Origin of the sequence: Jiella mangrovi (assembly GCF_017815135.1) — a bacterium.
In the GTDB taxonomy this organism is placed as follows: domain Bacteria; phylum Pseudomonadota; class Alphaproteobacteria; order Rhizobiales; family Rhizobiaceae; genus Jiella; species Jiella mangrovi.
Window position 1 is genome coordinate 92,422 of record NZ_JAGJCF010000005.1, and the last position, 25,828, is coordinate 118,249.

Consider the following 25,828-nt stretch of genomic DNA (forward strand, 5'->3'; position numbering starts at 1 on the left):
ACAATCGGCAGTGGCACCACGCGACCGGAGATTTTCGCCCATGACCAAAATCGTCTTCCTCGACCGCGACACCATCGGGCCGGACATCGCGCTGACCAAGCCTTCGGCGACGCACGAATGGGTCGAGCATGCCTCGACCAGGGCCGAGGAGGTGGTCGAGCGGCTGCAGGGCGCGACGATCGCGGTGACGAACAAGGTGCCGATCCGCCGCGAGAGCCTTGAAAAGCTGCCGGATCTGAAATTCGTCACCGTCGCGGCGACGGGCTACGACGTCATCGACATCGAGGCCTGCCGCGAGCGCGGCATCGCCGTCTCCAACGTGCGCGGCTATGCCGAGAACACCGTGCCCGACCACGCGATGGCGCTGATCCTTTTGCTGTCGCGTTCGCTGCCCGGCTATCGGCAGGACGTCATCGACGGTGAATGGCAGAAGGCCGGCCAGTTCTGCTTCTTCAACCATCCGATCTTCGATCTCGCCGGCCGCAGGCTCGGGATCATCGGCGAGGGCGTCATCGGCCAGGGGGTCGCGAAACGCGCCGAGGCGTTCGGCATGAAGATCATGTTCGCCGCCCACAAGGGCGTCGAGGGATTGGGCCCGCTCTATACGCCCTTTGACGAGGTGATCGAGACCGCCGACGTCATCACCCTCCACGCACCGCTGACGCCAAAGACGCGCAATGTGCTCGCCATGCCCGAATTCCGGCGGATGAAGAAGAAGCCATTGATCATCAACACCTCGCGCGGCGGCCTCGTCGACGAGGCCGATCTCGTCCAGGCTCTGGAAGAGGGGCTGATCGCTGGCTTCGGCTTCGACGTTCTGACCAAGGAGCCGCCGGCGCCCGACAATCCGCTCCTGCAGGTGCTCGGCCGGCCGAACGTCATCGTCACGCCCCATGTCGCCTGGGCGAGCAACGAGGCGATGGGCGAGGTCTGGCGCCAGGTGGTCGAGAGTATCGACAAATTCGTCGAGGGCGAGCCGGTGCGGCGGGTGGTCTGAAAAGCGGACGCGCTGCGGCTGGGGTTTGACGAGTTGCCGCCGCCGCCATTTTCATCGCTCACCGGGCTCAGGGCGTGCCCCGCCAGGCATCCTTAACATGCACCGGCCAGCGGCGCGGCAGGACGGCGACGATGTCGAAGCGGATCGATAGGCGGGCATGGTCCTTCTGCTTTGCCAGCCAAAGATCCGACGCTGCCTCGATCCGGCGCTGGGATTGCGGGCCGACCGCATCCATGGCGCCCGTCAGCGTCGGCCGGGCCTTCACCTCGACGATGGCGACGAGATCGCCGCGCCTCGCAATGATGTCGATCTCGCCGAGCCTGGTGCGATATTGCCGGGCGACAATCCGATAACCCTTCAGGCGCAACGCCCATGCGGCCAGCGTCTCGCCGCGATGCCCCCGGAAGAGATGGCGGCGGCGCCGGTCTTGTTCGCGGCTGCCTGCCTGCGTCTTCTTCGGAGTGCGGCTGCTCATTTCCCTTTCAGTTCCAGCGCGCGCTGATAGAGATCGCGCCGGGGAAGCCCGGTCAGCCGCGCTGCTTCCTGGGCAGCTTTCGTCGGCTTCATCTCGCCCAGCAGGCCGGCGAGGATTGCGTCGGCATCCTCCGCGCTTGCGGTGGCCTCTTCGGGCGGCGGCGAAATGCACACGACGATCTCGCCGCGGATCTCCTCCATGGCCGCGAACTCACCGGCAAGCTGCGGCAGCGGCCCGCGATAGATCGTCTCGTGCAGCTTGGTCAGCTCCCGGCAGACGGCCCCCTCGCGCGCCGGATAGGCCTCAGCCATGGCGGCAAGGCTCGCGGCGATTCGGTGCGGGGCCTCGAAGAAGATCAGCGTGCCGGGCACACGGCCGAGCGTCTCCAGCCGCTCTGCCCGTGCCTTTGCCTTCTGGGACAGGAAACCGGCGAAGAAGAACGCGTCGGATGGAAGGCCGGAGGCGGCGAGCGCGGTGATCACCGCCGAGGCGCCCGGGATCGGCACGACCCTTAAGCCCGCCTCCAGCGCCTCGCGCACCAGCCGGTAGCCCGGATCGGAGACCAGCGGCGTGCCGGCATCGGAGACGAGCGCGACGGAAAGGCCGGTCTGAACCGCCTCGATCAGCTGCGGACCGGCCGTTTCGGCGTTGTGCTCGTGATAGGGCGTCATCCGTCGCTCGATGGCAAAGCGCTGGAGCAGCTTGCCCGTCACCCTGGTATCCTCGCAGGCGAGACGATCGGCGCCGGCAATGATCTCCAGCGCCCGCAAGGTTATGTCACCGAGATTGCCGATCGGCGTTGCCACGAGATAGAGCGCCGGCTCGGGCTTCGGGGCCGCGCGGCTTTGGCTAAAGAGGGTGAAGCGGGGCGAGGGGGCGGGCTGATCTGTCATGGCGCTGGTCTACACGAAGGGCTGCCGCTTTCCGACAGTCGTTCGCTCGATTTCGGGCCGTCGTCTCACCGGCCGCCGTCAAGCGGATCGCCGGCACGCGTTTGCGCCAGAAGATCGAGTTTGCGGATCGCCTCGCTGACGGTTCGCAACTTGTCCGGAGCAGTGTCCCAGCCCTGGTATTTGTCGACGACGAGCCAGCCGACGAACTGCATGATGGTGAAGTCGAAATCGAAGCGGGTGGCTAGTCTGCCTTCCTCTTCCTCAAGACGCAGAAGCGCGTCGGCCATCGCTTCGATCGGCCCGTCAAGCGTCGCCGCACCCATCAGGAGATCGGAGAATGCCGTTCCCGTGCGCATCAGATCGAGGTCGATGAACTGGTAACGGCCGCTCTTGTCCTTGACGATGTTGCCCCAGTGAGGATCGCCATGGATCACGCAATCCTCGAGCGACCGGTCGTAATCCGCCATCCTGATCGCGGCCGCACGGCAGATCTCGGCAAGTCCCAGCCCCTCGAACGTTTGCCGGGCCTGATCGGTGATCTCGTCGAGCGAGAAGGGCGGGATGCGGTCGGACACCTCGCGCAGCCCGTGCACATGGCTCTCTTGCGCCGCGCGCAGGACCTGCCGAAGTTTCAACAGGCATTCGAGAACCGTCGCATCGTCGATCTTCGAGGTGTCATCGATGTCGATATAAGGCACCAGCAGCCGCGCCAGGCCGTCGAGGCCCCGGCCGCGATAGTGCGGCCCGATCGGCTCCGGCCGTGACAGGATCGACGGCTCGACACCAGAGAGGGTCTGCATCAGCTGGTCGAAGGTCGCGTCGTCCAGCCGCGCGATCGGGCTGTCCCTCGGCACGACCTTGAGCGCCTTCAACTCGCCGGCGACCGAGACGAGCTCAATGTAGTTCAGCCCTTTCGACAAGCCGATGTCGAGCGGGGTCGCGTGTTTGATCGCCGACAGAACGCGCGCCGCCTCACGGGAGACCTCCGCGCGATACCAGATATCGCCCGCGTTCGGCGTCGGCCGGCGAACCATCAGGACGTTGTGAAACAGGCGCGCGAGGATCTCGCCGCATTCCACCGCCCGGGCGCTTTTGGTCAGCGAGGTGCGGAAGATCCGTCCCGCCAGAAGCGCCGGGCGTGCGCGATCGCAGCGCACGAAGACTCGTCCGCGCATGACCTTCAGGCAGGCCTTCAGCCGCTCCGTCATAAGCGGCTCGGTCTTGCCGAGCCATGATGGATCGCTCATCACGACGACGAAGCTCGGCGGCATGTCGGCGATCTGTCGAGGACCGCCAATCGAGCGGACGAACGGGATCCCCAAACGCTCGGCCATGACGCGCACCCGGGCGTCGGAAACGCTTTTGGGAGCCAGCATATGCACGCTCGCAGCCCCGAGACGCAGCGCCAAGGCCGCGTATTTTTCGGGATTGCTTCCGGCGACGAGCACGGAAACGCCGCCGTGAGTTTCCCTCGACCAGCCGCAATCGAGAGCCAGCCTGTCAAGCATGGCGGGATCGAAGTCGGGCGCCAATCCGTTGAGGTTGTTCACGAAATGGGATGGAGGCAGAAAACCGAAAAACATGCAGAGTAAGCGTTTGTAAGGCTTGAACGATAGAGGCAACGCCGGTCTCGAAGGGCGTCAACCCATGATGCAAATGAAAGCTTACGATAATGAAAGTTGCAGTTCAGCCATAAATATAGTCGCGGCTAACGTCCTCCAGGCACGGGATGTCTGATGCAGCGACTGTCGAGCGGCCTTCCGCCTCTGTCCGGCCATGGTGACTGAGGCAAGCGTCAGCGGGATCGCCCCTGCCGCTGCTCCTTGCCAGCCTGCCGGACGAGCATGGATATCGCAGAACCGTCGTTCCACCGGCGATGCCGATATGGTCACGTCCGAAGCGCATCCCGCAGTCGCCGATCCAACCGTCCCGTCAACGCCGCCTGTCCGTTGCGCTATGCTGCACCGGTATTGGTGCGTTCACAGCGGGGCACCATGGTCTCGGTCGCCCGAAATCAAGCCGACTTGCGCGGTCGTCCACCTTTCTTGCCGTTCGCGCGGGCGGCCGCCGCCTTGGCTGCCGACTGCGACCTGCCGCCTTTGGACTGTACTTCGCGCATGAAGCGGGCGGTGCCGAAGATGCCGGACATCAGGCCGGTGATCGTGAAGTCGACGTCGAGCTTTTCCCAATGGAGCCCGGTGTTGCCGAGAAGCTCGACCTCCGCCAGGTCTTCGTCGCTGGCCTGCTGCAGGTCCTGGAGTGACCGCGCCGGCACCATGAATGCCGAGCCGTTCGTGAACTCGACGACGATTCGGCCGGAATCAGCGTCATAGCGCGCGCTTTTCGGCTGTGGGCGCGAGGCAAGATCATCGTCAGTGGCGCGGGTGGCGGCTTCGACTTCGCTTGCGGAGAACTCGAATTCAGCCATGGATTTCTCTCCACTTCTCAAGCAGGAACACCTGCTGCTCAGCGATCAGCTCAGTTGCCTTGCGCAATTCGCCCTTTCGCATCGTGTTCAGGATCAGGCGCGGCGCCAAGCCGGAGATGTCGATCTTCGCCTCACCGTCGCCGAACACATGGACATGTGCCGGCAGGTGATCGTCCTTGAAGACGACGATGCGGAACGGACCGGATCGCAGCACTGTGACCATCCAGACAGTATAACCCGTCTAGTTGGGTTTTGGAAGCGTGGGTCTTGTACCGTCGGCCCCCTGCCTTTGACCGGCGCCAAGGGGGGACGCGCAATCGCCGCTCGCAGTCATTAATTGAGAATGCTTGACGTGGTTTTGGATTAGCTCACGCCAGATCCGCCACCACCGCGTCCAGCACCATCATCCCCGCCGGCGTCGCCCGGATCCGGTCCGGGCCGAGGCGTTCGATCATCCCGTGGCTGGCCAGATCGTTTTCACTCGCCCGGTCGATGTCGCGGCCGGCGAGCTTGCGCCAGCGAGCAAGGTCGATCCCTTCTGTCAGGCGCAGCCCCATGAGCAGGAGTTCGTCGGCCTGTTCTTCGAGGCTCAAGGCCTCGTCGGTCAGAGCGCCTGAATCCCAGCTTTCAACCATTTTCAGCCAGGTCTCCGGCAGCGGCTCGTTGGCGATGGCGTGGCGTTGGCCGTTTTCGCCCTTGAGACGGCCATGGGCGCCGGGGCCGACACCGGCATAATAGCCGTAGCGCCAGTAGCTGAGGTTGTGCCGCGATTCGGCACCGGGGACGGCATGGTTGGAAATCTCGTAGGCCGGCAGGCCGCGCGCGGCCGTGATCTGCTGCGTCGTCTCGTAGAGTTCGGCAGAAAGTTCGCCGTCCGGGACGATCAGCTTGCCGGCCTTGTGGAGATCGAAGAAGGGCGTGCCCATCTCGATGGTCAGCTGGTAGAGCGACAGATGATCGGCAGCGAGATCGATCGCCTGGTTGAGTTCGGCTTCCCAGGTTTCGACCGTCTGGTTCGGCCGGGCATAGATCAGATCGAAGGACAGGCGCGGGAAGATCTCGCGGGCGAGGCGGATGGCTTCGAGCGCCGTCTTGACGTCGTGCAGCCGGCCGAGGCGTCTGAGATCAGGATCGTTCAGCGCCTGGACGCCGAGCGAAACGCGATTGACGCCCGCCGCACGGTAGCCCCGGAAACGCGAGGCCTCGACGCTGGACGGGTTTGCCTCCAGCGTCACTTCCGCTTCGGGGGCGATCGTCCAGTTCGCTGCGACGGCGTCCATCAATGCGCCGACGGTCTCGGGCGCCATCAGGCTCGGCGTGCCGCCGCCGAAGAAGATCGAGGTCACCGTTTCGCCGGCCGAGCGCCGCGCCGCCTCCTTCAGCTCGCGCTCGAAGGCCGCGACATAGCGGGGCTGATCGACGGGCGAGCGCCGCACATGGCTGTTGAAGTCGCAATAGGGGCACTTGGCCGCGCAGAACGGCCAATGGATGTAGACCCCGAAGCCTGGAGCGGCCGGCACTTTGGCGAAGGGCAGAATTCCGGCGGTCTTGTGCGGCGACATCACGTTCATCTCGTCCCCGTCATTCCACCCCGAGGGCGTGTTGCGCGAATTTCTGGAAGGCCCGGGCTCTGTGCGACAGCGGTGGTTTTTTCTGGCCCGGCGTCCACGCATGCTTTTCCGCCGACATCATCTCGCCGAAGGTGCGGCTCTCGCCTTCGGGCAGGAAGATCGGATCGTAGCCGAAGCCCTTGTCGCCGACCGGCGGCCAGACGACCGTCCCGTCGACCTCGCCGCGAAAGAACTCCGGCTCATGGCCGGGGCGCGCCAGACAGAGAACGGCGACGAAGGTGGCCTTGCGCTTGTCTGGCGTGGTGGCGCCGGCCGCCTGGAGCTTCTCCTCGACATTGCGCATCGCCATGGCGAAGTCGCGGTCCGGGCCGCCCCAGCGCGCCGAATAGATGCCGGGATCGCCGTTCAAGGCTTCAATTGCGATACCGCTGTCGTCCGACAGCGAGGCGAGACCCGTCGCCTTCAGGGCGGCGAGCGCCTTGATCGCGGCGTTTTCCTCGAAGGTGTTTCCGGTCTCTTCGGGGTCGTCGAGGCCCTTGTCGGCGGCGGACGTCACCTGAAAGCCGAAGGGCTCCATCAGCTCGCGGATTTCCCAGATCTTGCCCTTGTTGTGGCTGGCGACGAGCAGGGGGCCGTCTTCCGGGGTCAAGAGCGCCATCAGTGATCTCCGAGCACCTGGCGCTGGGTCTCGACCAGCTCGCCGATGCCCTTGCGTGCGAGCTTCAACAGGTTGAGGAACTCGTCTTCCGAGAAGGGCGCGCCCTCGGCGGTGCCCTGGATCTCGACGATCCCGCCGGCCCCTGTCATGACGAAATTGGCGTCGGTCTCGGCGGTGGAATCCTCGGCATAGTCGAGATCGAGCACAGGCTCGTTCTTGTAGATGCCGCAGGAGACGGCGGCGACATGGCCGAGAAGGACGTCGTGGCGCTTCACCATCGAGCGCTCCTCCATCCACTTCAAACACTCGGACAGCGCCACGAAGCCGCCGGTGATCGCGGCGGTGCGCGTGCCGCCATCGGCCTGCAGCACGTCGCAGTCGACGGTGATCTGGCGCTCGCCGAGCGCCTGCAGATCGACGATGGAGCGCAGCGAACGGCCGATCAGCCGCTGGATCTCCTGGGTGCGGCCGGACTGCTTGCCCTGGGCCGCCTCGCGGCGCATCCGGTCCCCGGTGGCGCGGGGCAGCATGCCATATTCGGCCGTCACCCAGCCCTTGCCGGTGTTCTTCAGAAACGGCGGCACGCGCTCTTCGAGGCTTGCCATGCACAGAACTTCGGTATTGCCGAATCTGACGAGGCAGGAGCCCTCGGCATGGCGCGAGACGCCGGTATCCATCGAGACGTCGCGCATGGCGTCATTGGGGCGTTTGGAAGGGCGCATGGCGGATGTCTCGCTTTTGCTTCGAATTGTCATGGTTAATGGCGTGTTATTGCGCCGGGCTTGTATCGGGAAAGGGCGCTGCGCGCAAAGGGTTCGGCGGTGCGAAGCGCAAGCGATTTCAGCGGGGGCGTCATCGTGGGCGCAGTGCCGCCTGTCCCGCTGCGAGGGACGCAAGCTGAAGCGCTGCCCCCTCCACCTCGTCATCCCGGGCTTGACCCGGGATCCATGCCTCTGCCGATCCGCTATAAAGTCGTTTTCAGGAAGTTTTGGCGGCCGGTTCCGACTGAAAAGACGGAGAGAGGGACCCGTTCAACAACGGATTATCGCTTCGCCGCCGAGGAATGGATCCCGGGTCAGGCCCGGGATGACGAGCCGGGTGGCGATCGCGTTGCTGGCAATTTGGCGAGATCGAGGGGATAGCGTTGCCGGCGTCAATCGCGGGTGCTTTGCCGCCACCTGCGTTGCCCTGCTGCGGTTGCGACCATATGGTCGGCAGGCGACAATTCTGGAAATAGTGCCATGGCTCTTCAGGAAGAGGCTCGGATTTCGGCAGACGCGTTTCTTGCGTGGGCCGCAACCCGGGAAGAGCGGTTCGAACTCGTCGACGGCCGTATCGTCCGGATGATGACCGGCGCCAAGCAAAGCCACAACGTCGTCACCGCCAACATCGTAGCGGCGCTCCTGCCGCAGGCGCGGCGAGGCGGCTGCCGCACCACCGCCAGCGATACGGCCGTGAGAACCTCGGCCGCCGGAATCCGCTATCCTGATGTCGTGGTCGATTGCGGACCGTCCGACCCGGACGCGATCGAGGCGTCGTGCCCGGCGATGGTGGTGGAAGTGGCCTCTCCGGGCACCTCGGCGATCGATGCCACCGACAAGCTCGACGAATACCAGTCGCACCCGGATGTCCGGCTCATCCTGTTCGTCGATCCCGACGTCCTGTCTCTCAAGCTCTACAGACGGGATATTGAGGGCAGGTGGCGCGTCGAGAAGTATGGCGTCCTGGATGAGACCATTCCGCTTCCCGAGATCGGCGGATCGCTGGCCGTCGCCGAGATCTATGCGACGCTCGATCCCGCGCCGGGCCCGTCGCTGCGGCTGGTTGACGGGCCGACGCCCCGCTGAGCAGTCCGCGTTTGCTGCCGGATCACGCCTCAAAACGGTACGACCCGTTCTTTTGCGCCGCAAAATCCGCTTGCTCTCGGCTTCCAGCCGACTAACCTCTCGGCAAAACAGCGTAACAACAGGACAGGACTGCCAATGACCGACGTGATCGTTCTCGGCGCCGGCATGGCGGGGGTCGGCGCCGCGCTGGCGTTGCAGGCGCAGGGCAAGGACGTCGTGATCGTCGATCGCAAGGCGAGCTTTGCAGGCGAGGCGAGTTACGGCAATGCGGGGATCATTCAGGCGGAGGCGGTCGAGCCCTATGCCATGCCGACGGATATTCCTTCTCTGCTGGCCATCGCCCTGAAGCGCACCAACGACGTCGAGTGGCATGTCGAGCCCATCCTGGCCGAGCTGCGCAGCCTTCTTGCCTATTTCCGCAATTCCCAGCCCGGCCGGCTGAAGACCATCTCCGCGACATACGGCAAGCTGATCCGCCGCTCGCGCGAGGATCATGCCCCCCTGATCGAGGCGGCCGGAGCCGACGCACTGATCCGCAGGGACGGCTTCCATCAGGCCTACCGGGACGGGGCGAAGCTCGCGGCGGCGGTAAAAAAGGCCGAACGGATCAACGAGGTTTTCGGTGTCGGCTTCACCGCGCTCGACGGCGAGAGGCTGATGGCGGCCGAGCCGGCTCTGAAGCCCGGCTTTGCCGGCGCAATCCACTGGACCGATTCCTGGTGCTGCTCCAGCCCCGGCGATCTGACGCGCGCTTATGGCGAACTTTTCCTGAAGCGCGGTGGCAAGCTGCTCGATGGCGATGCCGAGACGCTGGCACAGGACAAGACCGGCTGGCGGATCGACACCCATGACGGCGTGATCACCGCGAAGGACGCTCTGATCTGCCTCGGCGCTTGGTCTCCCAAGCTGTTGACGCGTTTCGGCTACAAGATCCCGATGGTGCGCAAGCGCGGCTATCATCAGCATTTCCAGAACAACCCGCTCGACAAGCCGCTGATGGACGCTTCCGTCGGCGCGGTGTTCGTGCCGATGAAAGCGGGGATGCGCATCACCACCGGCGCCGAGCTGACGGCCATGCAGGCGACGCAGAACCTTCGCCAGCTGCACGAGGCGGAAGAGGGAGCCCGTAAGGTGCTGGATTTTGGCGGCCCGGTGGAGAACCGCCCCTGGCATGGCACGCGGCCCTGCATGCCGGACATGCTGCCAGTCGTCGGCAAAGCCCCCAGGCATGACGGGCTCTGGTTCGATTTCGGCCATGGCCATCAGGGGTTCACGCTCGGACCGACGACCGGCGTGCTGCTGGCCGATCTGATGGCGGGAAGAGCTGATCCGGTGATGGAAGCCTTGTCTCCAGCACGTCTGTCCTGACCTTGGCAGGGCGCAAACGCAGCGCGGCGGGCGCAGCGACGATCGGGCGCGTCTTTCATCCGTCGCGCCGCATCCCTATAGTATGACCATGTTTCACCCCGGCCTTTTGGGTTTTTGATGTCCGTCAGTGACCTGGCCAGAATTCAGGTTCCACCGCTCGACGATCGCGGCCGCGAGATCTTCCGGCTGATCGTCGAGAGCTATCTCGATCAGGGCGAGCCGGTTGGTTCGCGCATGCTGTCGAAGCTTTTGACCTCGTCGCTGTCGCCGGCCTCGGTGCGAAACGTGATGAGCGATCTCGAAGCGCTCGGGCTGATCTATTCGCCGCATGTCTCGGCCGGTCGGATGCCGACCGAGATCGGTCTCCGGTTTTTCGTCGACGCCTTTCTGGAAGTCGGCGATCTCGCCGCCTCCGAACGTGACGAGATCGAGGAGAAGGTGCGGCTCGTCGGCGACGGGCGCGGGGTGGAAAACCTTCTCACCGAAGCGAGCAATCTTCTGTCCGGCCTGTCGCGCGGCGCCGGCATCGTGGTGACGACGAAGTCCGACCTTCGCCTCAAGCATGTCGAGTTCATCCGGCTGGAGCCCACCAAGGGTCTCGCCGTTCTCGTCGGCGAAAACGGCGAGGTGGAAAACCGCATCTTCGACCTGCCGGCCGGCGTCACCGCATCGCAGCTCGTCGAGGCGGCGAATTTCCTCAACGCCCATGTGGTGGGCCGGACGCTCGGCGAGGCGCAGGCGCGAATCGCCGCTTTGAAGGACGAGACGTCGAGCGCGCTCGACCTTCTGTCCCAGGCACTGGTCGACCAGGGCCTCGCGATCTGGTCCGGCGCCTCTGCGGGACAGCCGGCGCAGTTGATCGTGCGCGGCAGGGCGAATCTTCTGGAAAACATTTCCGCATCCGAGGACATCGAACGGCTGCGCCTTCTCTTCGACGACCTCGAGACCAAGAACGGCATGATCGAGCTGCTCGGCCTTGCGGAAGCCGGCAATGGCGTCAGGATCTTCATCGGATCGGAGAACAAGCTGTTTTCCCTGTCCGGCTCCTCGCTCATCGTCGCGCCCTACAAGGGCGGAGGCGGCACCGAGAGCGTCGTCGGCGCGGTCGGCGTCATCGGGCCGACGCGGCTGAATTATCGCCGCGTCGTTCCCATGGTCGACTATACGGCTCGGATCGTATCGAGGCTCCTTCAGAACAGGTCCGGCGACGGCGAGGCTTGATTTCTTGGGCATTCAATTCGATATCCCGCTGCGATAACGCATTTGCGCAAAGGCTCGGCGCCGCGGTTCCTGAAAGGGACAGCGGCCGTGTCTTTCGTGCGGCTGACAACCGGCGCCGGTAACCGACAGGTCACAAGGCGCCCTTAAGACGAACGGGACGAAGGAGGGATGATGAGCGAGACCGGCAGGAATGAGGGCGAGAGCCACGAGACCGAAGCCACCGAGAACGCCGCCGCCGAGAGCGACGCCGCCTCCGGCACGGCCACGGCGCAGGCCTCGCACTGGGGCGCGGGGGCCGCGGCCTATGAAGAGGCGGCCGGCGATGCCGGGGAGATGGATGAAGGCATCGACCCCGAGCGGGTCGCCGCGCTGGAAGCCGAAAATGCCGACGTCAAGGACCGCCTGTTGCGGCTTGCCGCCGACATGGAGAATCTGCGCCGGCGCACCGAGCGCGAGATCAAGGACGCCCGTACCTATGCGGTGACAGGCTTTGCGCGCGAGATGCTGTCGGTCGCCGACAATCTTTCGCGGGCCCTCGACGCGGTGCCCGAAGAGCATCGCTCGGACGAGTCCTCCGGCCTCAAGGCGCTGATCGAAGGCGTCGAGATGACCGAGAAAGGCCTGATTTCGACGCTTGAGAAGCATGGCGTCCGCAAGCTCGATCCGGAAGGCCAGCGCTTCGATCCGAACTTCCATCAGGCGATGTTCGAAATCCCCAATCCGAACGTGCCCAACGGCACGGTGCTGCAGGTCGTTCAGGCCGGCTACGCGATCGGGGAACGGGTTTTGCGGCCGGCCATGGTCGGCGTTTCCAAGGGCGGTCCGAAAGCGGGTGCGGCCGAGGCCAAGCCGGCGGACGCGACGGCAGAGCAGGGCGGCGCCTGATCGTCTCCATCACGGCAGCGCCAGACCCGTCTAGCGGCTCGTGAGAACGCGACGACGGGTATTCTTCCGAAAAAAAAACGGCGCAATCGCCCCAGTCCCCTCATCCTGAGGCGCCGCCGCAGGCGGCTTCGAAGGGCGAGGCGGAGCGCTGTCGGCGGATACCTCGCAGACCCAGCCACCACAAAAGCGGACAATCGCTTTGGCTGTGAGGCCTCGCCCTTCGAGGCCCGACCGCTCTGCGCGCGGCCGGGCACCTCAGGATGAGGTCACGGGGAAAGTTGGCGTCTTCGAAAAGGTGGCGAAGTTTATGCGCCGCCTTCGAGCGCCGTGCGTCCGAATGGACGCACAAAGGACGCTCTAACTTATCGAATCACCGCATCGTGCTTTCCGAAAATCGATTTCGATTTTCGGGCCGATGCTGTAGCCCGTCATCCCCGTTACCATCCCCACCTTATCCACATTTCCAGAAGGCGACGTCGTGGTTGGCGGTCAGCCGCTCGTTTCCTTTGTGGCGAATCGCGCCTTGGTGTAGGTCATGCACTTTCGTGCGATCATGACGACGAGGGGTGCTACGGCGATGGCGGAGCCTGCGCGCAAATTCGAGGAAGAGGCGGCGCTCTATCGCGAGGCGCCCAACAACATCGAGGCCGAGCAGGCGCTGATCGGCGCGATTCTCGTCAACAACGACGCCTATTACGTTGTCCACGACTTCCTGAAGCCCGATCACTTCTTCGAGCCGATCCACAAGGAGATCTTCGAAAAGACCTCGGAGATGATCCGGATGGGCAAGATCGCCAATCCGGTGACGATCAAGACCTTCCTCGCCGCCAAGGACAAGATCGGCGACATGACAGTCGCCCAGTATCTGGCGCGGCTGACGGCCGAAGCGACGACGATCATCAACACCCTCGACTACGGCCGCGCGGTCTATGATCTGGCGCTGCGCCGCTCGCTGATTGGCATCGGCGAGGAAATGGTGAACCTCGCCTTCGACGCGCCGCTCGACATGGAGCCGAAGGTGCAGATCGAGGAGGCCGAGCGCCGGCTCTTCTCCCTCGCCGAGACGGGCCGTTACGACGGCGGCTTCCAGTCCTTCACCGATGCGGTCACCGCCGCGGTGCATATGGCGACGGCGGCCAAGGACCGCGATGGCGGGCTGTCGGGCATCTCGACCGGGATCATGGCGATGGACCGGCTGCTCGGCGGATTGCAGCCGTCGGATCTGATCATCCTCGCCGGCCGTCCCGCGATGGGCAAGACCTCGCTCGCCACCAATATCGCCTTCAACATCGCCGCCGCCTACGAGCCGGCCGACCAGTCCGACGGTACCTACAAGGCCAAGAACGGTGGTGTCGTCGGTTTCTTTTCGCTCGAAATGTCGGCCGAGCAGCTGGCGACCCGCATCATTTCCGAGCAGACCGAGATCTCCTCATCGAAGATCCGCCGCGGTCAGATCAACGACCAGGAGCTGACCAAGCTGATCGGCTGTTCGGAGATGATGCAGCGCCTGCCGCTCTATATCGACCAGACCGGTGGCATTTCGATCGCCCAGCTTGCGGCCCGTGCCCGCCGGCTGAAGCGTCAACGCGGGCTCGACATGATGGTGATCGACTACGTCCAGCTGATGCAGGGCTCGTCCAAGGCCTCGGCCCAGAATCGCGTCCAGGAGATCACCGAGATCACCACCGGCCTGAAGGCTCTTGCGAAAGAGCTCGCCGTCCCGATCATCGCCCTGTCGCAGCTCTCGCGTCAGGTCGAATCGCGCGAGGACAAGCGCCCGCAGCTTTCGGACTTGCGCGAATCCGGCTCGATCGAGCAGGACGCCGACGTCGTCATGTTCGTCTATCGTGACGAATACTACCTCGCCAATCGCGAGCCCAAGCCCGGCACCGACGAGCATCTGAAATGGGAGCAGGCGCTGAACGACGCCAGAGGCAAGGCCGAGGTGATCATCGCCAAGCAGCGCCACGGCCCGACCGCCACCGTGCCGCTCGCCTTCCAGGCCGAGTTCACCCGCTTCGGCGACCTCGCCGACGAGGACTATCTGCCGGAACGGTTCGAGTAGGCGGTTCGCGTCACATTAGGCCTGATCCGAAAGGATATGTCGCACCGTCATGGTGACGCGGCGTGGAGGCCGTGTCCGGCCATGCTGGGCACGACTGCCGAGATGCGACTGCCGGAAACAACCCGAGGCCGTAGCCCCGGCGGCGATATGCCGTACGACAGCCGGCCGGTCCGATGCAGATGCCTGGCCGTCACCGGGTGTCCCGAACGGCCGTTTTGTATTTGGATCCCGCGGCTTGCCCGTACTGTTGCAATTTTGAAGCAGTGCGAAGTTTTAAAAAATCACTTCATCGACCTGCCCTGTGGTTAGCACGCGTGGCGTGCGGCAGTGCATCCTCCTTGATGCCGCAGGGGCGGAATACGCACGCAGACGTTGGGGACCGTGCCGATAATAACTTTAACAGAACGTCACATAAGCTTAGATTCTTGGTTGGGAGCCCGAAGACGCTTTTCCGTTGCGAAAGGCAGCCTGCACAACCTCATTCGTTAACGCCAGTTAACCTCAATGTTTTTGATAAAAACTTTCTTCGCTCAAATATAATTCTTCAAAATTGCGCTGTAATAAAATGTATTGTCGGGCCATGCAATCGATCGTCTGCATGCATTCATTTGATCGTTCAAATATGTTGGCGTACGGATAAATAGTCGTTCGAAGACAAGCGCTTTCGTACATTCTGATTTCGGAGAGCAGCGCGACGAATTCGACGCGACGGCGCGTTCGGTAAGTATACGTAGGCGCCTAAACATCAGGCCAAATGGTCTTCGTGCGGCGGTTGGATGGCCGCCGGGATTAGTCCAAAAGGGGAACCACATGAAATACGGTATCGTATGTGCAGCCGCCATAACGTCTCTTGGCTTGGGCGTCGCCCCGGCGATGGCACAGACCGCAACCGACACCATGGGTGTCAGCCTGACGGTCACTTCGGAATGCACTGTCGCATCGGGCGATCTCAGCTTCGGATCGACCGGCCTGATCGACAGCGCCATCGATGCCGAGGGAACGGTCACCGTGACCTGCACGCAGGCCTCGCCGTTCCAGCTCGGCTTGAGTGCCGGCACGACGACGGGAGCCACCGTCTCCCAGCGTCTGCTCACCGACGGCACCAACACTGTGGATTACAATCTCTATCAGGACTCGGCTCACGCAACGGTCTGGGGCGACACCCAGGGCACCAACACCGTCTATGTCAGCTCGGCCGCCGGTAGCAGCGGCGACGCCCTGACGGTCTACGGCGAGGTGGCCACCGGCCAGAACGTTCCCGCCGGCAGCTACAGCGACACGATCACCGCGACTGTCTGGTACGGTGACAGCATCACCGGTGAAGACTGATCGCAGCATGGGGTTTCGACGCTTTAGCCTGGCCGTCGGCATCGCAGTGTCCCTGATGCTGGCCGTCGGTTCCGGCAACGCGGCGAGCCTGCGCGTCTCGCCGATCAGCCTCGACCTGCCGCATGGCACGAAGGCTTCGTCGGTCCGGGTCTGGAACAACGACCGCCAGCCGGTCACGGTGCAGGCGCGGATCTTCCGCTGGACCCGCAAGGGCGGCAAGGACATCTTGTCGCCGACGCGGGATGTCGTTGTCAGTCCGCCGATCGCCACGCTCGCACCGGGGGCGGAGAATGTGATCCGCATCGTGCGGACGAGCAACCGGCCCGTGGAGGGGCGCGAGGCCTATCGCCTGATCGTCGACCAGATCCCCGACAGGTCCCACGACCGGCCGGGAACGGTTCGCATCCTCGTTCGCCATGCGATTGCCGTCATCTTCAAATGACAGAGCGGCGGCCAGCCTCGTGCTGTCCGCCGCCCTGCTTCTGTCGGCGGCGGGGCTGGCCGATGCGACCGGCCTCGACATGTCGGTTCTCGACACGCCGGGGCCGGCGGCTCCTGCTGCCGGGACGTTGGCGCCGGTCGATCTGCAGCTCGAGGTCTTCGTTAACGGGGCGCCGACCGGCTTGGTCGCGGAGGTCCACGAAGAGCCGGACGGCACGTTGACCATGGATCGGGACCAGCTCGGCAATGTCGGGATTCGGCCCGAGCCGTCGGCGGCGATGGCCGACGGCCGCATCGCGCTGGCGCGGCTGGCCGGTGTCGTCGTCGACTTCGACCCTTCGGCACAGACCCTGTCGTTCACAGCGCCGGATTCGGCAAGGCTGCCGAAGCAACTTTCGGGTCGAGCGGCCCGCATCGACCCGCTCGACGCCGGCGACCCGCGCAATGCCGTCGTCAGCAGTCCCGGCGCCGTCCTGAACTATACGCTCAATGCGAACACCACATACGGGTTCGACAACCACGAGTTCGTCTATGACGGCATTTCAGGCAGCTTCGACGGGCGGGCCTTCGGGGCGCTGGGGGTGGCCGAGCAGTCCTATCTCCTGGCGAGGGGCGAACTCCGGCGCCTGAATTCCTCCTGGTCCTATTCGGATCCGCAGTCGCTGCGGCGCTACGTCGCCGGTGATCTCATCACCGGAGGCTTGAGCTGGACGCGGCCGACCCGGCTCCTCGGCTTTCAGGTGCAGCGCAATTTCGGCCTCCGGTCCGGTCTCGTCACCATTCCGATCCCCAGCGTCGCGGGGACCGCCGCGGTGCCCTCGACCGCAGAGGTCTTCGTCGACAACTCCCGCCGTTTTTCACAGAAGGTCGATGCGGGACCATTCGAGATCGATGACCTTCCGATCATCACCGGGGCAGGGACGGCCCGGCTGGTCGTCCGTGATGAAAACGGCAACGAGACGGTGACGGAGAGCGACTACTTCGTCTCGGACCGGCTGCTGCGCGCCGGCCTTGTCGACTATTCCGCCGAGATCGGCGTGCCGCGGACCGGCTTCGGCACCGATTACGACCGCTACGATGCCGATCCTTACGGTTCGGCGAGCCTGCGCTGGGGCGCAAGCGACCGGCTGACGCTGGAAGGCCACGGCGAGTTCGGAGCCGATCTCGCAGAGGCCGGCATCGGCCTCTCCGCGCCGCTCGGTGCCTGGGGCGCCGGATCGGTCGCCGGGGCAGCCAGTTCCAGCGCCCTCGGCACAGGCTTTCTCCTCGACGCTTCCGCCGAGACGCAGTTGGGGCACTTCAAGCTGCGCGGACATGTCCAACGCAGCTTCGGCGATTTCGCGGACATCGCCGCCGTCTCCGCCTGCGACTGCGGTGACGACGACCATGACGACCATGACGACGGCCTGGATTTTTCCGGCGGGGTGGCCCGAGCCATCGACCAGGTCACCTTGTCCTTTCCTGCGGCGAAAGGCAGCGTCAGCCTGAGCTACACGGCTGTGACCGAGAGCGATGGCGAGAGCGGCAAGATCGCCAGCCTGTCCTTCGGCCGCCCGCTGTTCGGGGGCTCCTTCACGGCGACGGCTTCCGCCGACCTCCAAGACGGAGGGCTCAGCGCCTTCACCAGTTTCTCCATGCCGATCGGTGGCGGCACGACGGCGAGCAGCACGGCCTATGGCAGCGACCCCGCCAGCGGCGTATCGATCGCCCTCAGCCACCCGGGCAAGGACGAGGTCGGCAATGTCGCCTGGCAGATTCAGGCGCAAACCGGCGACACCACCCGCGCCAACGCCAGTGCCGGGGTCAGGACCGGCATTGGCGAGATGCGCGGCCAAGTGCGCCAGTCCGGGTCCGCGACCTGGGCGAATGCCAGCGTGTCGGGGGCGGTGGCGGTGCTCGACGACAGCGTCTTTCTCGCCGATCCGATCGACGACGCCTTCGCGGTTGTCGATGCCGGCGGGCCGGGCGTGACGGTGCTTCGCGAGAACCGCCCGGTCGGCATCACCGGCGCCAACGGCAAGCTCTTGGTGACCGACCTTCGTTCCTACGAGCGCAACCGCCTCGGCATCGATCCCACCGGAATGCCCCTCGACGCTGATGTCGAAAGGACCAGGGCGACGATCATCCCGGCCGACCGGAGCGGCGGCGTCGTCACCTTCGGCCGCCAGGCTGCGGGGGGAGCCGCACTGGTCAGCTTCCGCGACGGGGCCGGCGCGTTTCTGCCGGTCGGCACGACCGGCAGCGTTTCCGAGAGTGGCGACGACGAACCCTTCGTCGTCGGCTATGACGGCCAGGCCTACGTCAAGGGACTGACCAGCGAGAACCTAGTGGTGCTCCACCTTCCCGACGAAACGACCTGCCACGCCACCTTCGGCTACCGCCCGGCGGACGGCGACCAGGTGGTGATTTCCGACATTCCCTGCCTCGCGCAATGAGGGCACGCATGCGTCTGATTTTGGTTTCCGCCCTCGGGGCGTTCGTCCTTCTCCTCGCCTCGGCGGTGATGCCGGTGCGCCCGGCCGCCGCCGCGACCTGCTCGGTCACCGGCGGGACGTTGGCTTTCGGTGCGGTCGATACGCTCGCGGCCTCGCCGACATCCGCCGACGGCGATCTGTCGATCAGCTGCAGCGACGCCAGCGCCGCCTCCGTCAGGGTCTGCGTCGGTCTGGGGGCGGGAACGGGCGGGAGCGATGCCGGCTACCGGCTCTTGTCCAACGGCGATACGACGCTCTCCTACGGGCTCTATGCCGACTCCGGATTGACGACGGGATGGGGCGCGAACGACGCGGCGGGCCTCGGAGAGCCGCAAGGCGTGACACTTGCCACCTCCGACGGCTCGGCTTCGGCCGAGATGACGGTCTATGGCCGGGTGCCGGGAAGCCAGACCAGCGCCTCGACCGGAGCCTACAGCTCCCTCGTCACGGTGACGCTCGCCTATGCCGAAGGCAGCGACCTCGATTGCGCCTCGCCCGCTTCCGCGAGCACTGCCACGGGTAGCCTGACAGTCTCGGCCAACGTCGCCGCAAACTGCCTCGTCGTTGCGCAGGACCTCGACTTCGGAACGGCAGGGCTCATCGACGCGGACATTTCGGCCGAGGCCGACCTCGACGTCACCTGCACGCCGGGCGCCAGCTATGCCATCGCGATGGGGGCGGGACTCTATTCTGATGGAAGCACCCGGCGCATGCGATCGACGGCGGGCGATTATGTGTCCTACGGGCTTTATAACGACAGCGGTGGAGCCGTCGCCTGGGGTGATGGCACGAGTTCCGATACGCTTGGGGGAACGGGTGTCGGCGAGGAGACCGTACCGGTCTATGGCATCGTTCCACCGCAGTCGGCGGCGCCGGGAAACTATTCCGACACCGTGGTGGTGACGATCACCTACCAGTAGCGTCTCCCGCCCTGCGGGCTCCGTAGCGCGTTCACCAGAAAATTTGCGTTGCTGCGGATTGGCGGGGCGCGGCGATTGTCTGATAGGTTCCGCGCGGACCGGGTGGGGGGCCGGACCGGTTGGCCTTGAAGACGAGAAAGCAATCATGCCCGCAGCGCGTTCGAGCGAATCCGTTTCTCCCACGTCCCGCATGCCGTGGGTCACCATCGACACTGAAGCCCTCAAGGCCAATTGGCGCACCCTCGATGCCCTCAGCGGCAGGGCCCGCACCGGCGCTGCGGTGAAGGCTGACGGCTACGGCCTCGGTGCAACCCGCGTCGCAAAGGCGCTGTTCGAAGCGGGCTGCCGGGACTTTTTCGTCGCCTGGGTGGAAGAGGGCGTCTCGCTCCGCGAAGGTCTCAATGCGGCAGGATATGGCGACGCGCGGATCTATGTCCTCCAGGGCGTGTACCTTGCAGATGTCCCCGCCTGCCTCGCCGCCCGGCTGATCCCGGTCCTGTCCAATCTCGCCGAGATCGCGAACTGGTGCGAAGGGCTGGAGCGGGCGGACGCCCGAGCCGCCGCAGCCCTGCAGTTCGAGACCGGGATGAACCGCCTCGGCATCGATGCCGGCGAACTTTCGATCGTCAAGGCGGCAATAGCAGGTGGCACCCTCGATGTCCGTCTGATCATGAGCCATCTTGCCAGCGCCGACGAAGGCACCGTGCAGCGCAAGGCCCAGCACGCCGAATTCCTCGCTCTCACCGAAGCCTTCCCCGGCATCGAGCGCTCGCTGTCCAACTCGGCCGGCAGCTTTCTCGGTCCGGACTTCGCCTTCGACCTCGTGCGCCCCGGCATCGCGCTCTATGGCGGCCGCGCCGGCGAACCATCCGACGGCCAGCTGAAACCCGTCGCGACCCTCACTGCGGCCGTCCTGCAGGTGCGCACCGCCAAGGCCGGCGAAGCCGCCGGCTACGGCGCGGCGGCCAAGCTTTCCCGCGACACCCGCATCGCCACCGTCGGCCTCGGCTATGCCGACGGCTATCTGCGCGCCGCCTCCGGGGCAGGCGTCCCGCTCCGCGAGACGCGGCCGGGGGCCATGGCTTTCGTCGCCGGCCATCACGTGCCGGTGCTAGGCCGCGTGTCGATGGACCTGACGCTGCTCGACGTCACGGAGGTTCCGGCCGATCTGGTCGAACCGGGAGTGCGGGCGGAGTTTTTCGGGCCGAACGTCGCGATCGACGACGTCGCGGACGCGGCGGGGACGATCGCGTATGAGTTGTTGACGGGTTTGGGGAGGCGTGTAGCAAGAATGGCCGTTAAGGACCTCGACTATTTCAATAGATTGGAATGAGCGCTGGGCGTGATTAATTTTACACCTTTTCTTTCGCCAGCCTTAACTATAATTTTTGCTGACAACAATTGCCCATCCGGGCCGATAGTTTTGACTTCATAATTACCACTAGGGATATAGTCGAACTGAAAATAACCTTTGTTGTTCGTGACGACTTCTTTGCACTCACCTTTATCTGTGCATATCTTGATCGATTGGTCTGATATAGGAACTTCGGATTCTATACTTTCAGCTTCGGCGAAATCGTATAGGCTTGCGTGATGCCCTCTCGAAATTATTTTCGCGCGTTCCTCTGGATCGAGAACGTCCATCGAAACAAGTTGGCCGAAAACGCCTTCAGCGTTCGCAAAAGACGAAAATAATAGCGTCGACGAAAAAATCGCTACGCGGGGATATAAAAAATTGATCATTTTTCTCACTGCTCGGTTGAAAGCACAATTACGGCGTCTAATGTTTCAGACGGGCTAGGATCTAACGTCATAGTTTCAAAATTTACCAGTTTAAGTCTCTCGTCATATTTCCCATCTTGTAAAGCTATATTTATAGTATTATGATCTGGATATGAGATGACAAAGTGTGTAAAGAACCAAGGAGATGAATTCTTAGCATCTATCTTCTTTGGGATGGACGCATTCCACTTGATTTGACTTGCTCCAGAAAAACCCTCTTGGTCCCATTTTCTGGGTGTTATTCCAATTTTAAACTGTCGAAGATCTATATTGCTATGAGGGATGCCCGCAATCTTTACATTTCCTTGCATCTCAACCATCTCATATCTTGGCGCGCTTATTTCCATCGGGCGCATAAAATTTATTACGATCAGCAGTATTGTAAGATATCCCGCGGCGCCTCCTCCTAGCTTAAACCGGATATTGTGAAGATTTCCGTTTACATTACCGCTACTCGGCAGAGTCTTGTACAGAAGATATGCCGGTGCAATGGGCAGGAGCACTGTCAATGTCAGCGAAATCAGATCAATGAGCGCGTTCATGTGAGATTCTCGCTATATTTCCTTACGTAAGAAAACATTGAGAGCGCGCTGCGTCAACCCAAATGCAATTTATAATCGTCATTTCCAATTGGCGTGCTGCCCTTCCGTCCCCGCCCGCCATCCGCTAATCCCGCCTCATGGCCAAAACCAAGCTCACCTTCATCTGCCAGGCCTGCGGCGCGGTCTACACGCGCTGGCAGGGCAAGTGCGACGCCTGCGGCGAGTGGAACACCATCGTCGAGGAGAACGCCTCGGGCGGCATCGGCGGCGGGCCGCAGCGGGGCTCCAAGCGCAAGGGTCGGCCCTCTGCGCTGCTGCCGCTGTCGGGCGAGATCGAGGAGGCACCGCGGATCATATCCGGCATCGCCGAGCTCGATCGCGCCACGGGCGGCGGCATCGTGCGGGGCTCGGCGATCCTGATTGGTGGCGATCCCGGCATCGGCAAGTCGACGCTTCTGATGCAGGCGGCGGCGGCGCTGGCGCGGCGCGGCAGTTCGGTCGTCTATGTCTCGGGCGAGGAGGCAGTGGCGCAGGTGCGGCTGAGGGCCCAGCGGCTGAAGGCGGCCGATACCGACGTCCAGCTGATGGCCGAGACCAATGTGGAGGACATCCTCGCGACGCTCGCCGAGGCCAAGCGTCCCGATCTGCTCATCATCGATTCGATCCAGACCCTGTGGTCCGACTTCGCCGAATCGGCGCCGGGGACCGTCACCCAAGTCCGCGCCGGCGTTCAGGCGCTGGTGAAATACGCCAAGTCTTCGGGCTCTGCCGTCATCCTCGTCGGCCATGTCACCAAGGACGGCCAGATCGCCGGCCCCCGCGTCGTCGAGCACATGGTCGACGCCGTGCTTTATTTCGAAGGCGAGGGCGGCCATCACTTCCGCATCCTCAGAACCGTGAAGAACCGCTTCGGCCCGACCGACGAGATCGGCGTCTTCGAGATGGGCGGGGAGGGCCTGCGCGAGGTCGCCAACCCGTCGGAGCTCTTTCTCGGCGAGCGCAACGCCAAATCGCCGGGCGCCGCCGTCTTTGCCGGAATGGAGGGCACGCGGCCCGTGCTGGTGGAGATCCAGGCGCTGGTCGCGCCGTCTGCGCTCGGCACGCCGCGCCGCGCCGTGGTCGGCTGGGACCAGCCGCGGCTCGCCATGGTGCTCGCCGTCCTCGACGCCCATTGCGGCGTCAGGCTCGGCCAGCACGACGTCTATCTCAATGTCGCCGGCGGGTTCCGCATCTCCGAGCCCGCCGCCGATTTGGCGGTGGCGGCCGCGCTGGTCTCCTCGCTGTCGGGCGCGCCTTTGCCGGCTGATGGCGTCTATTTCGGCGAGATCAGCCTTTCAGGCGCCGTCCGCCCCGTCGCCCATGCGACGCAGCGGCTCAAAGAGGCCGAGAAACTCGGCTTTGCCAGCGCCGTTCTGCCGGTGGCGAGCGCGGATCTGCCGAAATCGACAGGCATGAGCGTTGCCGAGGTCGAGGCGCTGCCCGATCTCGTCGCAAGGGTCGCTTCCGGGGTGATCGCGCGGGCCGGCGGAGAGGTCGGTGAAGAGGCCGGCGAATGGGATTGATCGCCCGCGTGAATCCGCGCCCTTAATTCTTTCCTGAATCTTTTAGTGAAAATCCCGTCGCAAAACGGTAATGGGGTGTCGCGCGCTCAGCGCGACTGAGCCAATCCTCGCAAGGTTCCGAAGGCGTAATTCATGCCCGTCACTCTCCTCGACGCGATTCTCGTTGCGATCATGCTGGTTTCCGCGCTCCTTGCGATGGTGCGCGGTTTCTCACGCGAGGTTCTGTCGATCGTCGCCTGGGCTGTCGCGGCGATCGTCGCTTTCCTGTTCTATGCCGACCTCACGCCCTATGCCGAACAGTACATCTCCTCGCGCACGGTCGCGATGGCGGCATCGGCGGCGGCGATCTTCATCGTCACCCTGATCATCGTCTCCTTCATCACGCTGAAGATCGCCGATTTCATCATCGACAGCCGGATCGGCGCGTTGGACCGGGTGCTCGGCTTCATCTTCGGCGCGGTGCGCGGCCTGCTGCTCGTCGTCGTGGCCATGTTGTTCTTCAACTGGCTGGCGCCCGAAAACCAGCCGACCTGGATCGCCAACGCCGCATCGAAGCCCTATCTCGACGATCTCGGAAAGCAGCTCGTCGCGGCCCTTCCGGACAATCCCGAGGGCTTGGTCATGGATCAGATCAACAAGCTGAAAGACGGCGAAGGCGAGGCCGGCGAGGGAGCCGTGCCTTCCGGCGACGAACCGACATCGGTCGATGGCGTTATTCAGGGCGCCGAGCCGACGAGCCCTGAGCCTGACAGCGACAACGGCGCGGCAAATTGAGCGTTCAGAGCGTGAACGGGCCGTGCGGGACTTGCGACTCGCACCTTTCGCCCGCAGGCGCTATATGTCCGACATCCGAACACCAGCCAGCGGAATCTAAGTAAGCCATGGACGAGACGCCATTCGGCGACGACACGCTGCATGAAGAATGCGGCGTTTTCGGCATTTTCCACAGGGCGGACGCGGCCGCCGTCGTGACGCTGGGGCTGCACGCGCTGCAGCACCGGGGCCAGGAGGCGGCCGGGATCGTGTCGCATGACGGCACCCAGTTCCACGTCGAGCGACATGCCGGTCTGATCGGCGACACCTTCACGAAGGCGTCGGTTCTGGAGCGGCTGCCGGGGCAATCGGCGATCGGCCATACGCGCTACGCCACCACCGGCGGGGGCGGCCTTCGCAACGTTCAGCCCTTCTTTGCCGAGCTTTCGGCGGGCGGCTTTGCGGTCGCGCACAACGGCAACATCACCAATGCCATGACCGTTCAGCGCGAACTGCAGCGCCGCGGCTCGATCTTCTCGTCGACCTCCGACACCGAGACCATCCTGCATCTCGTGGCGACCAGCGGCGCGCGGGCCTTCGTCGACAAGCTGATCGACGCGCTGTCCCGGCTCGAGGGCGCCTTCTCGCTCGTCGGCCTGTCGGCCAATTTGCTGATTGGGGTGCGCGATCCGCTGGGCATCCGGCCGCTCGTTCTCGGGGAATTGGAGGGCTCGCTGATCCTCGCCTCCGAGACCTGCGCTCTCGACATCATCGGCGCTGACTTCATTCGCGACATCGAGCCGGGCGAAATGGTCGTCATTTCCGAGAGCGGCATCGAAAGTGTCTTTCCCTTCCAGGCCCGCCGGGCGCGCTTCTGCATCTTCGAATACGTCTATTTCGCCCGGCCCGATTCCAACGTCGAAGGCCGCAATGTCTATGACATCCGCAAGAAGATCGGCATGGAGCTCGCTCGCGAGAGCAATGTCGAGGCGGATCTGATCGTCCCGGTGCCCGATTCCGGCGTTCCCGCCGCGATCGGCTATTCCCAGGAAGCCGAGGTTCCCTTCGAGCTCGGGATCATCCGCAACCACTATGTCGGCCGTACCTTCATCCAGCCGAGCGACTCGATCCGCCACATGGGCGTCAAGCTGAAGCACAACGCCAATGCCGCGATGCTGAAGGGCAAGCGGGTGGTGCTCGTCGACGATTCGATCGTGCGGGGCACCACCAGTCAGAAGATCGTCCAGATGGTCCGCGATGCCGGCGCCAGCGAGGTGCATATGCGCATCGCCTCGCCGCCGACCTCGGCCTCCTGTTTCTACGGCGTCGACACGCCTGAAAAGGCCAAGCTCCTCGCATCGCGCATGACGATCCAGGAAATGGCCGATTTCATCCAGGTGGACTCGCTCGCCTTCCTGTCGATCGACGGGCTCTATCGCGCCTGCGGCGAGCCGGAGCGCTCGAAGATTTCTCCGCAGTTCTGCGACGCCTGCTTCACCGGCGATTATCCGACCTCGCTGACCGACCAGGACGGGGCGGACAATGTCCGCCAGCTGTCGCTGCTCGGCGGCGCGGGCTGAGCGGGCGAGGCGGGACGGGAAACGATCCAAGGGGAGG

General features: G+C 64.2%; 24 protein-coding genes. 14 read left to right on the plus strand and 10 right to left on the minus strand.

Features of this window, described 5'->3' with window-relative positions:
• The first annotated feature begins 40 nt into the window (after positions 1-40).
• A complete protein-coding gene (locus J6595_RS09545; RefSeq protein WP_209594248.1) occupies positions 41-997 on the plus strand; it encodes a D-2-hydroxyacid dehydrogenase in 957 nt (318 codons plus the stop codon).
• 67 nt (positions 998-1,064) lie between these two features.
• Here J6595_RS09545 and J6595_RS09550 read toward each other — a convergent pair whose 3' ends face one another.
• The 8 genes from J6595_RS09550 to rph form a co-directional block, all read right to left on the minus strand.
• Positions 1,065-1,472, minus strand: coding sequence for a YraN family protein (locus tag J6595_RS09550; protein ID WP_209594249.1), 408 nt, complete (start codon positions 1,470-1,472; stop codon positions 1,065-1,067).
• Complete coding sequence (rsmI, locus tag J6595_RS09555) at positions 1,469-2,365, minus strand: 16S rRNA (cytidine(1402)-2'-O)-methyltransferase (protein ID WP_209594250.1); 897 nt, start codon at positions 2,363-2,365, stop codon at positions 1,469-1,471. The genes J6595_RS09550 and rsmI overlap by 4 nt, the downstream gene beginning before the upstream one ends.
• 65 nt (positions 2,366-2,430) lie before the next feature.
• On the minus strand, positions 2,431-3,948 hold the full coding sequence (locus J6595_RS09560) for a phosphotransferase (protein WP_209594251.1): 1,518 nt from the start codon (positions 3,946-3,948) through the stop codon (positions 2,431-2,433).
• A gap of 431 nt (positions 3,949-4,379) precedes the next feature.
• The gene (locus tag J6595_RS09565) at positions 4,380-4,793 is read right to left on the minus strand and encodes a DUF2442 domain-containing protein (protein WP_209594252.1); all 414 of its coding nucleotides are present in this window, start codon (positions 4,791-4,793) and stop codon (positions 4,380-4,382) included.
• A complete protein-coding gene (locus tag J6595_RS09570; protein ID WP_209594253.1) occupies positions 4,786-5,016 on the minus strand; it encodes a DUF4160 domain-containing protein in 231 nt (76 codons plus the stop codon). Before J6595_RS09570 ends, J6595_RS09565 begins: the two co-directional genes overlap by 8 nt.
• Positions 5,017-5,161: 145 nt before the next feature.
• On the minus strand, positions 5,162-6,355 hold the full coding sequence (gene hemW / locus J6595_RS09575) for a radical SAM family heme chaperone HemW (protein WP_209594496.1): 1,194 nt from the start codon (positions 6,353-6,355) through the stop codon (positions 5,162-5,164).
• 19 nt (positions 6,356-6,374) lie between these two features.
• A complete protein-coding gene (gene rdgB / locus J6595_RS09580; protein WP_209594254.1) occupies positions 6,375-7,022 on the minus strand; it encodes an RdgB/HAM1 family non-canonical purine NTP pyrophosphatase in 648 nt (215 codons plus the stop codon).
• Positions 7,022-7,744: a ribonuclease PH gene (rph, locus tag J6595_RS09585; protein ID WP_209594255.1), complete on the minus strand. Its 723-nt coding sequence runs from the start codon at positions 7,742-7,744 to the stop codon at positions 7,022-7,024. The genes rdgB and rph overlap by 1 nt, the downstream gene beginning before the upstream one ends.
• 519 nt (positions 7,745-8,263) lie before the next feature.
• Here rph and J6595_RS09590 point away from each other — a divergent pair.
• The 10 genes from J6595_RS09590 to alr all read left to right on the plus strand — a co-directional run bounded on the left by J6595_RS09590 (position 8,264) and on the right by alr (position 20,905).
• On the plus strand, positions 8,264-8,869 hold the full coding sequence (locus J6595_RS09590) for a Uma2 family endonuclease (protein WP_209594256.1): 606 nt from the start codon (positions 8,264-8,266) through the stop codon (positions 8,867-8,869).
• A gap of 135 nt (positions 8,870-9,004) precedes the next feature.
• Positions 9,005-10,237 (plus strand): NAD(P)/FAD-dependent oxidoreductase, encoded by a 1,233-nt coding sequence (locus J6595_RS09595; protein ID WP_209594257.1) that lies wholly within the window; start codon positions 9,005-9,007, stop codon positions 10,235-10,237.
• 117 nt (positions 10,238-10,354) lie between these two features.
• Complete coding sequence (gene hrcA / locus J6595_RS09600) at positions 10,355-11,458, plus strand: heat-inducible transcriptional repressor HrcA (RefSeq protein WP_209594258.1); 1,104 nt, start codon at positions 10,355-10,357, stop codon at positions 11,456-11,458.
• Between the two features lie 168 nt (positions 11,459-11,626).
• On the plus strand, positions 11,627-12,343 hold the full coding sequence (gene grpE, locus J6595_RS09605; protein WP_209594259.1) for a nucleotide exchange factor GrpE: 717 nt from the start codon (positions 11,627-11,629) through the stop codon (positions 12,341-12,343).
• 577 nt (positions 12,344-12,920) lie between these two features.
• Positions 12,921-14,408, plus strand: a complete 1,488-nt coding sequence (locus J6595_RS09610; RefSeq protein WP_209594260.1) for a replicative DNA helicase — start codon at positions 12,921-12,923, stop codon at positions 14,406-14,408.
• A gap of 873 nt (positions 14,409-15,281) precedes the next feature.
• Complete coding sequence (locus J6595_RS09615; RefSeq protein ID WP_209594261.1) at positions 15,282-15,737, plus strand: Csu type fimbrial protein; 456 nt, start codon at positions 15,282-15,284, stop codon at positions 15,735-15,737.
• Positions 15,738-15,744: 7 nt separating this feature from the next.
• Complete coding sequence (locus J6595_RS09620; protein WP_209594262.1) at positions 15,745-16,179, plus strand: fimbrial biogenesis chaperone; 435 nt, start codon at positions 15,745-15,747, stop codon at positions 16,177-16,179.
• A gap of 19 nt (positions 16,180-16,198) precedes the next feature.
• On the plus strand, positions 16,199-18,613 hold the full coding sequence (locus J6595_RS09625; RefSeq protein ID WP_209594263.1) for a fimbria/pilus outer membrane usher protein: 2,415 nt from the start codon (positions 16,199-16,201) through the stop codon (positions 18,611-18,613).
• 8 nt (positions 18,614-18,621) lie between these two features.
• On the plus strand, positions 18,622-19,572 hold the full coding sequence (locus tag J6595_RS09630) for a Csu type fimbrial protein (RefSeq protein ID WP_209594264.1): 951 nt from the start codon (positions 18,622-18,624) through the stop codon (positions 19,570-19,572).
• Between the two features lie 145 nt (positions 19,573-19,717).
• Positions 19,718-20,905: an alanine racemase gene (gene alr / locus J6595_RS09635; protein ID WP_209594265.1), complete on the plus strand. Its 1,188-nt coding sequence runs from the start codon at positions 19,718-19,720 to the stop codon at positions 20,903-20,905.
• On the opposite strand, the gene J6595_RS09640 is transcribed toward alr, so the two are convergent.
• Positions 20,884-21,315: a hypothetical protein gene (locus J6595_RS09640; protein WP_209594266.1), complete on the minus strand. Its 432-nt coding sequence runs from the start codon at positions 21,313-21,315 to the stop codon at positions 20,884-20,886. The genes alr and J6595_RS09640 overlap by 22 nt on opposite strands.
• Before the next feature lie 5 nt (positions 21,316-21,320).
• Positions 21,321-21,896 (minus strand): hypothetical protein, encoded by a 576-nt coding sequence (locus tag J6595_RS09645; RefSeq protein ID WP_209594267.1) that lies wholly within the window; start codon positions 21,894-21,896, stop codon positions 21,321-21,323.
• Positions 21,897-22,033: 137 nt separating this feature from the next.
• Between J6595_RS09645 and radA the strand changes: the two genes are divergently transcribed.
• The 3 genes from radA to purF all read left to right on the plus strand — a co-directional run bounded on the left by radA (position 22,034) and on the right by purF (position 25,791).
• Positions 22,034-23,458 (plus strand): DNA repair protein RadA, encoded by a 1,425-nt coding sequence (gene radA, locus J6595_RS09650; protein WP_209594268.1) that lies wholly within the window; start codon positions 22,034-22,036, stop codon positions 23,456-23,458.
• A 132-nt stretch (positions 23,459-23,590) separates the two neighbouring features.
• A complete protein-coding gene (locus J6595_RS09655; protein WP_209594269.1) occupies positions 23,591-24,232 on the plus strand; it encodes a CvpA family protein in 642 nt (213 codons plus the stop codon).
• A 107-nt stretch (positions 24,233-24,339) separates the two neighbouring features.
• On the plus strand, positions 24,340-25,791 hold the full coding sequence (gene purF, locus J6595_RS09660) for an amidophosphoribosyltransferase (protein ID WP_209594270.1): 1,452 nt from the start codon (positions 24,340-24,342) through the stop codon (positions 25,789-25,791).
• Positions 25,792-25,828 lie beyond the last annotated feature (37 nt).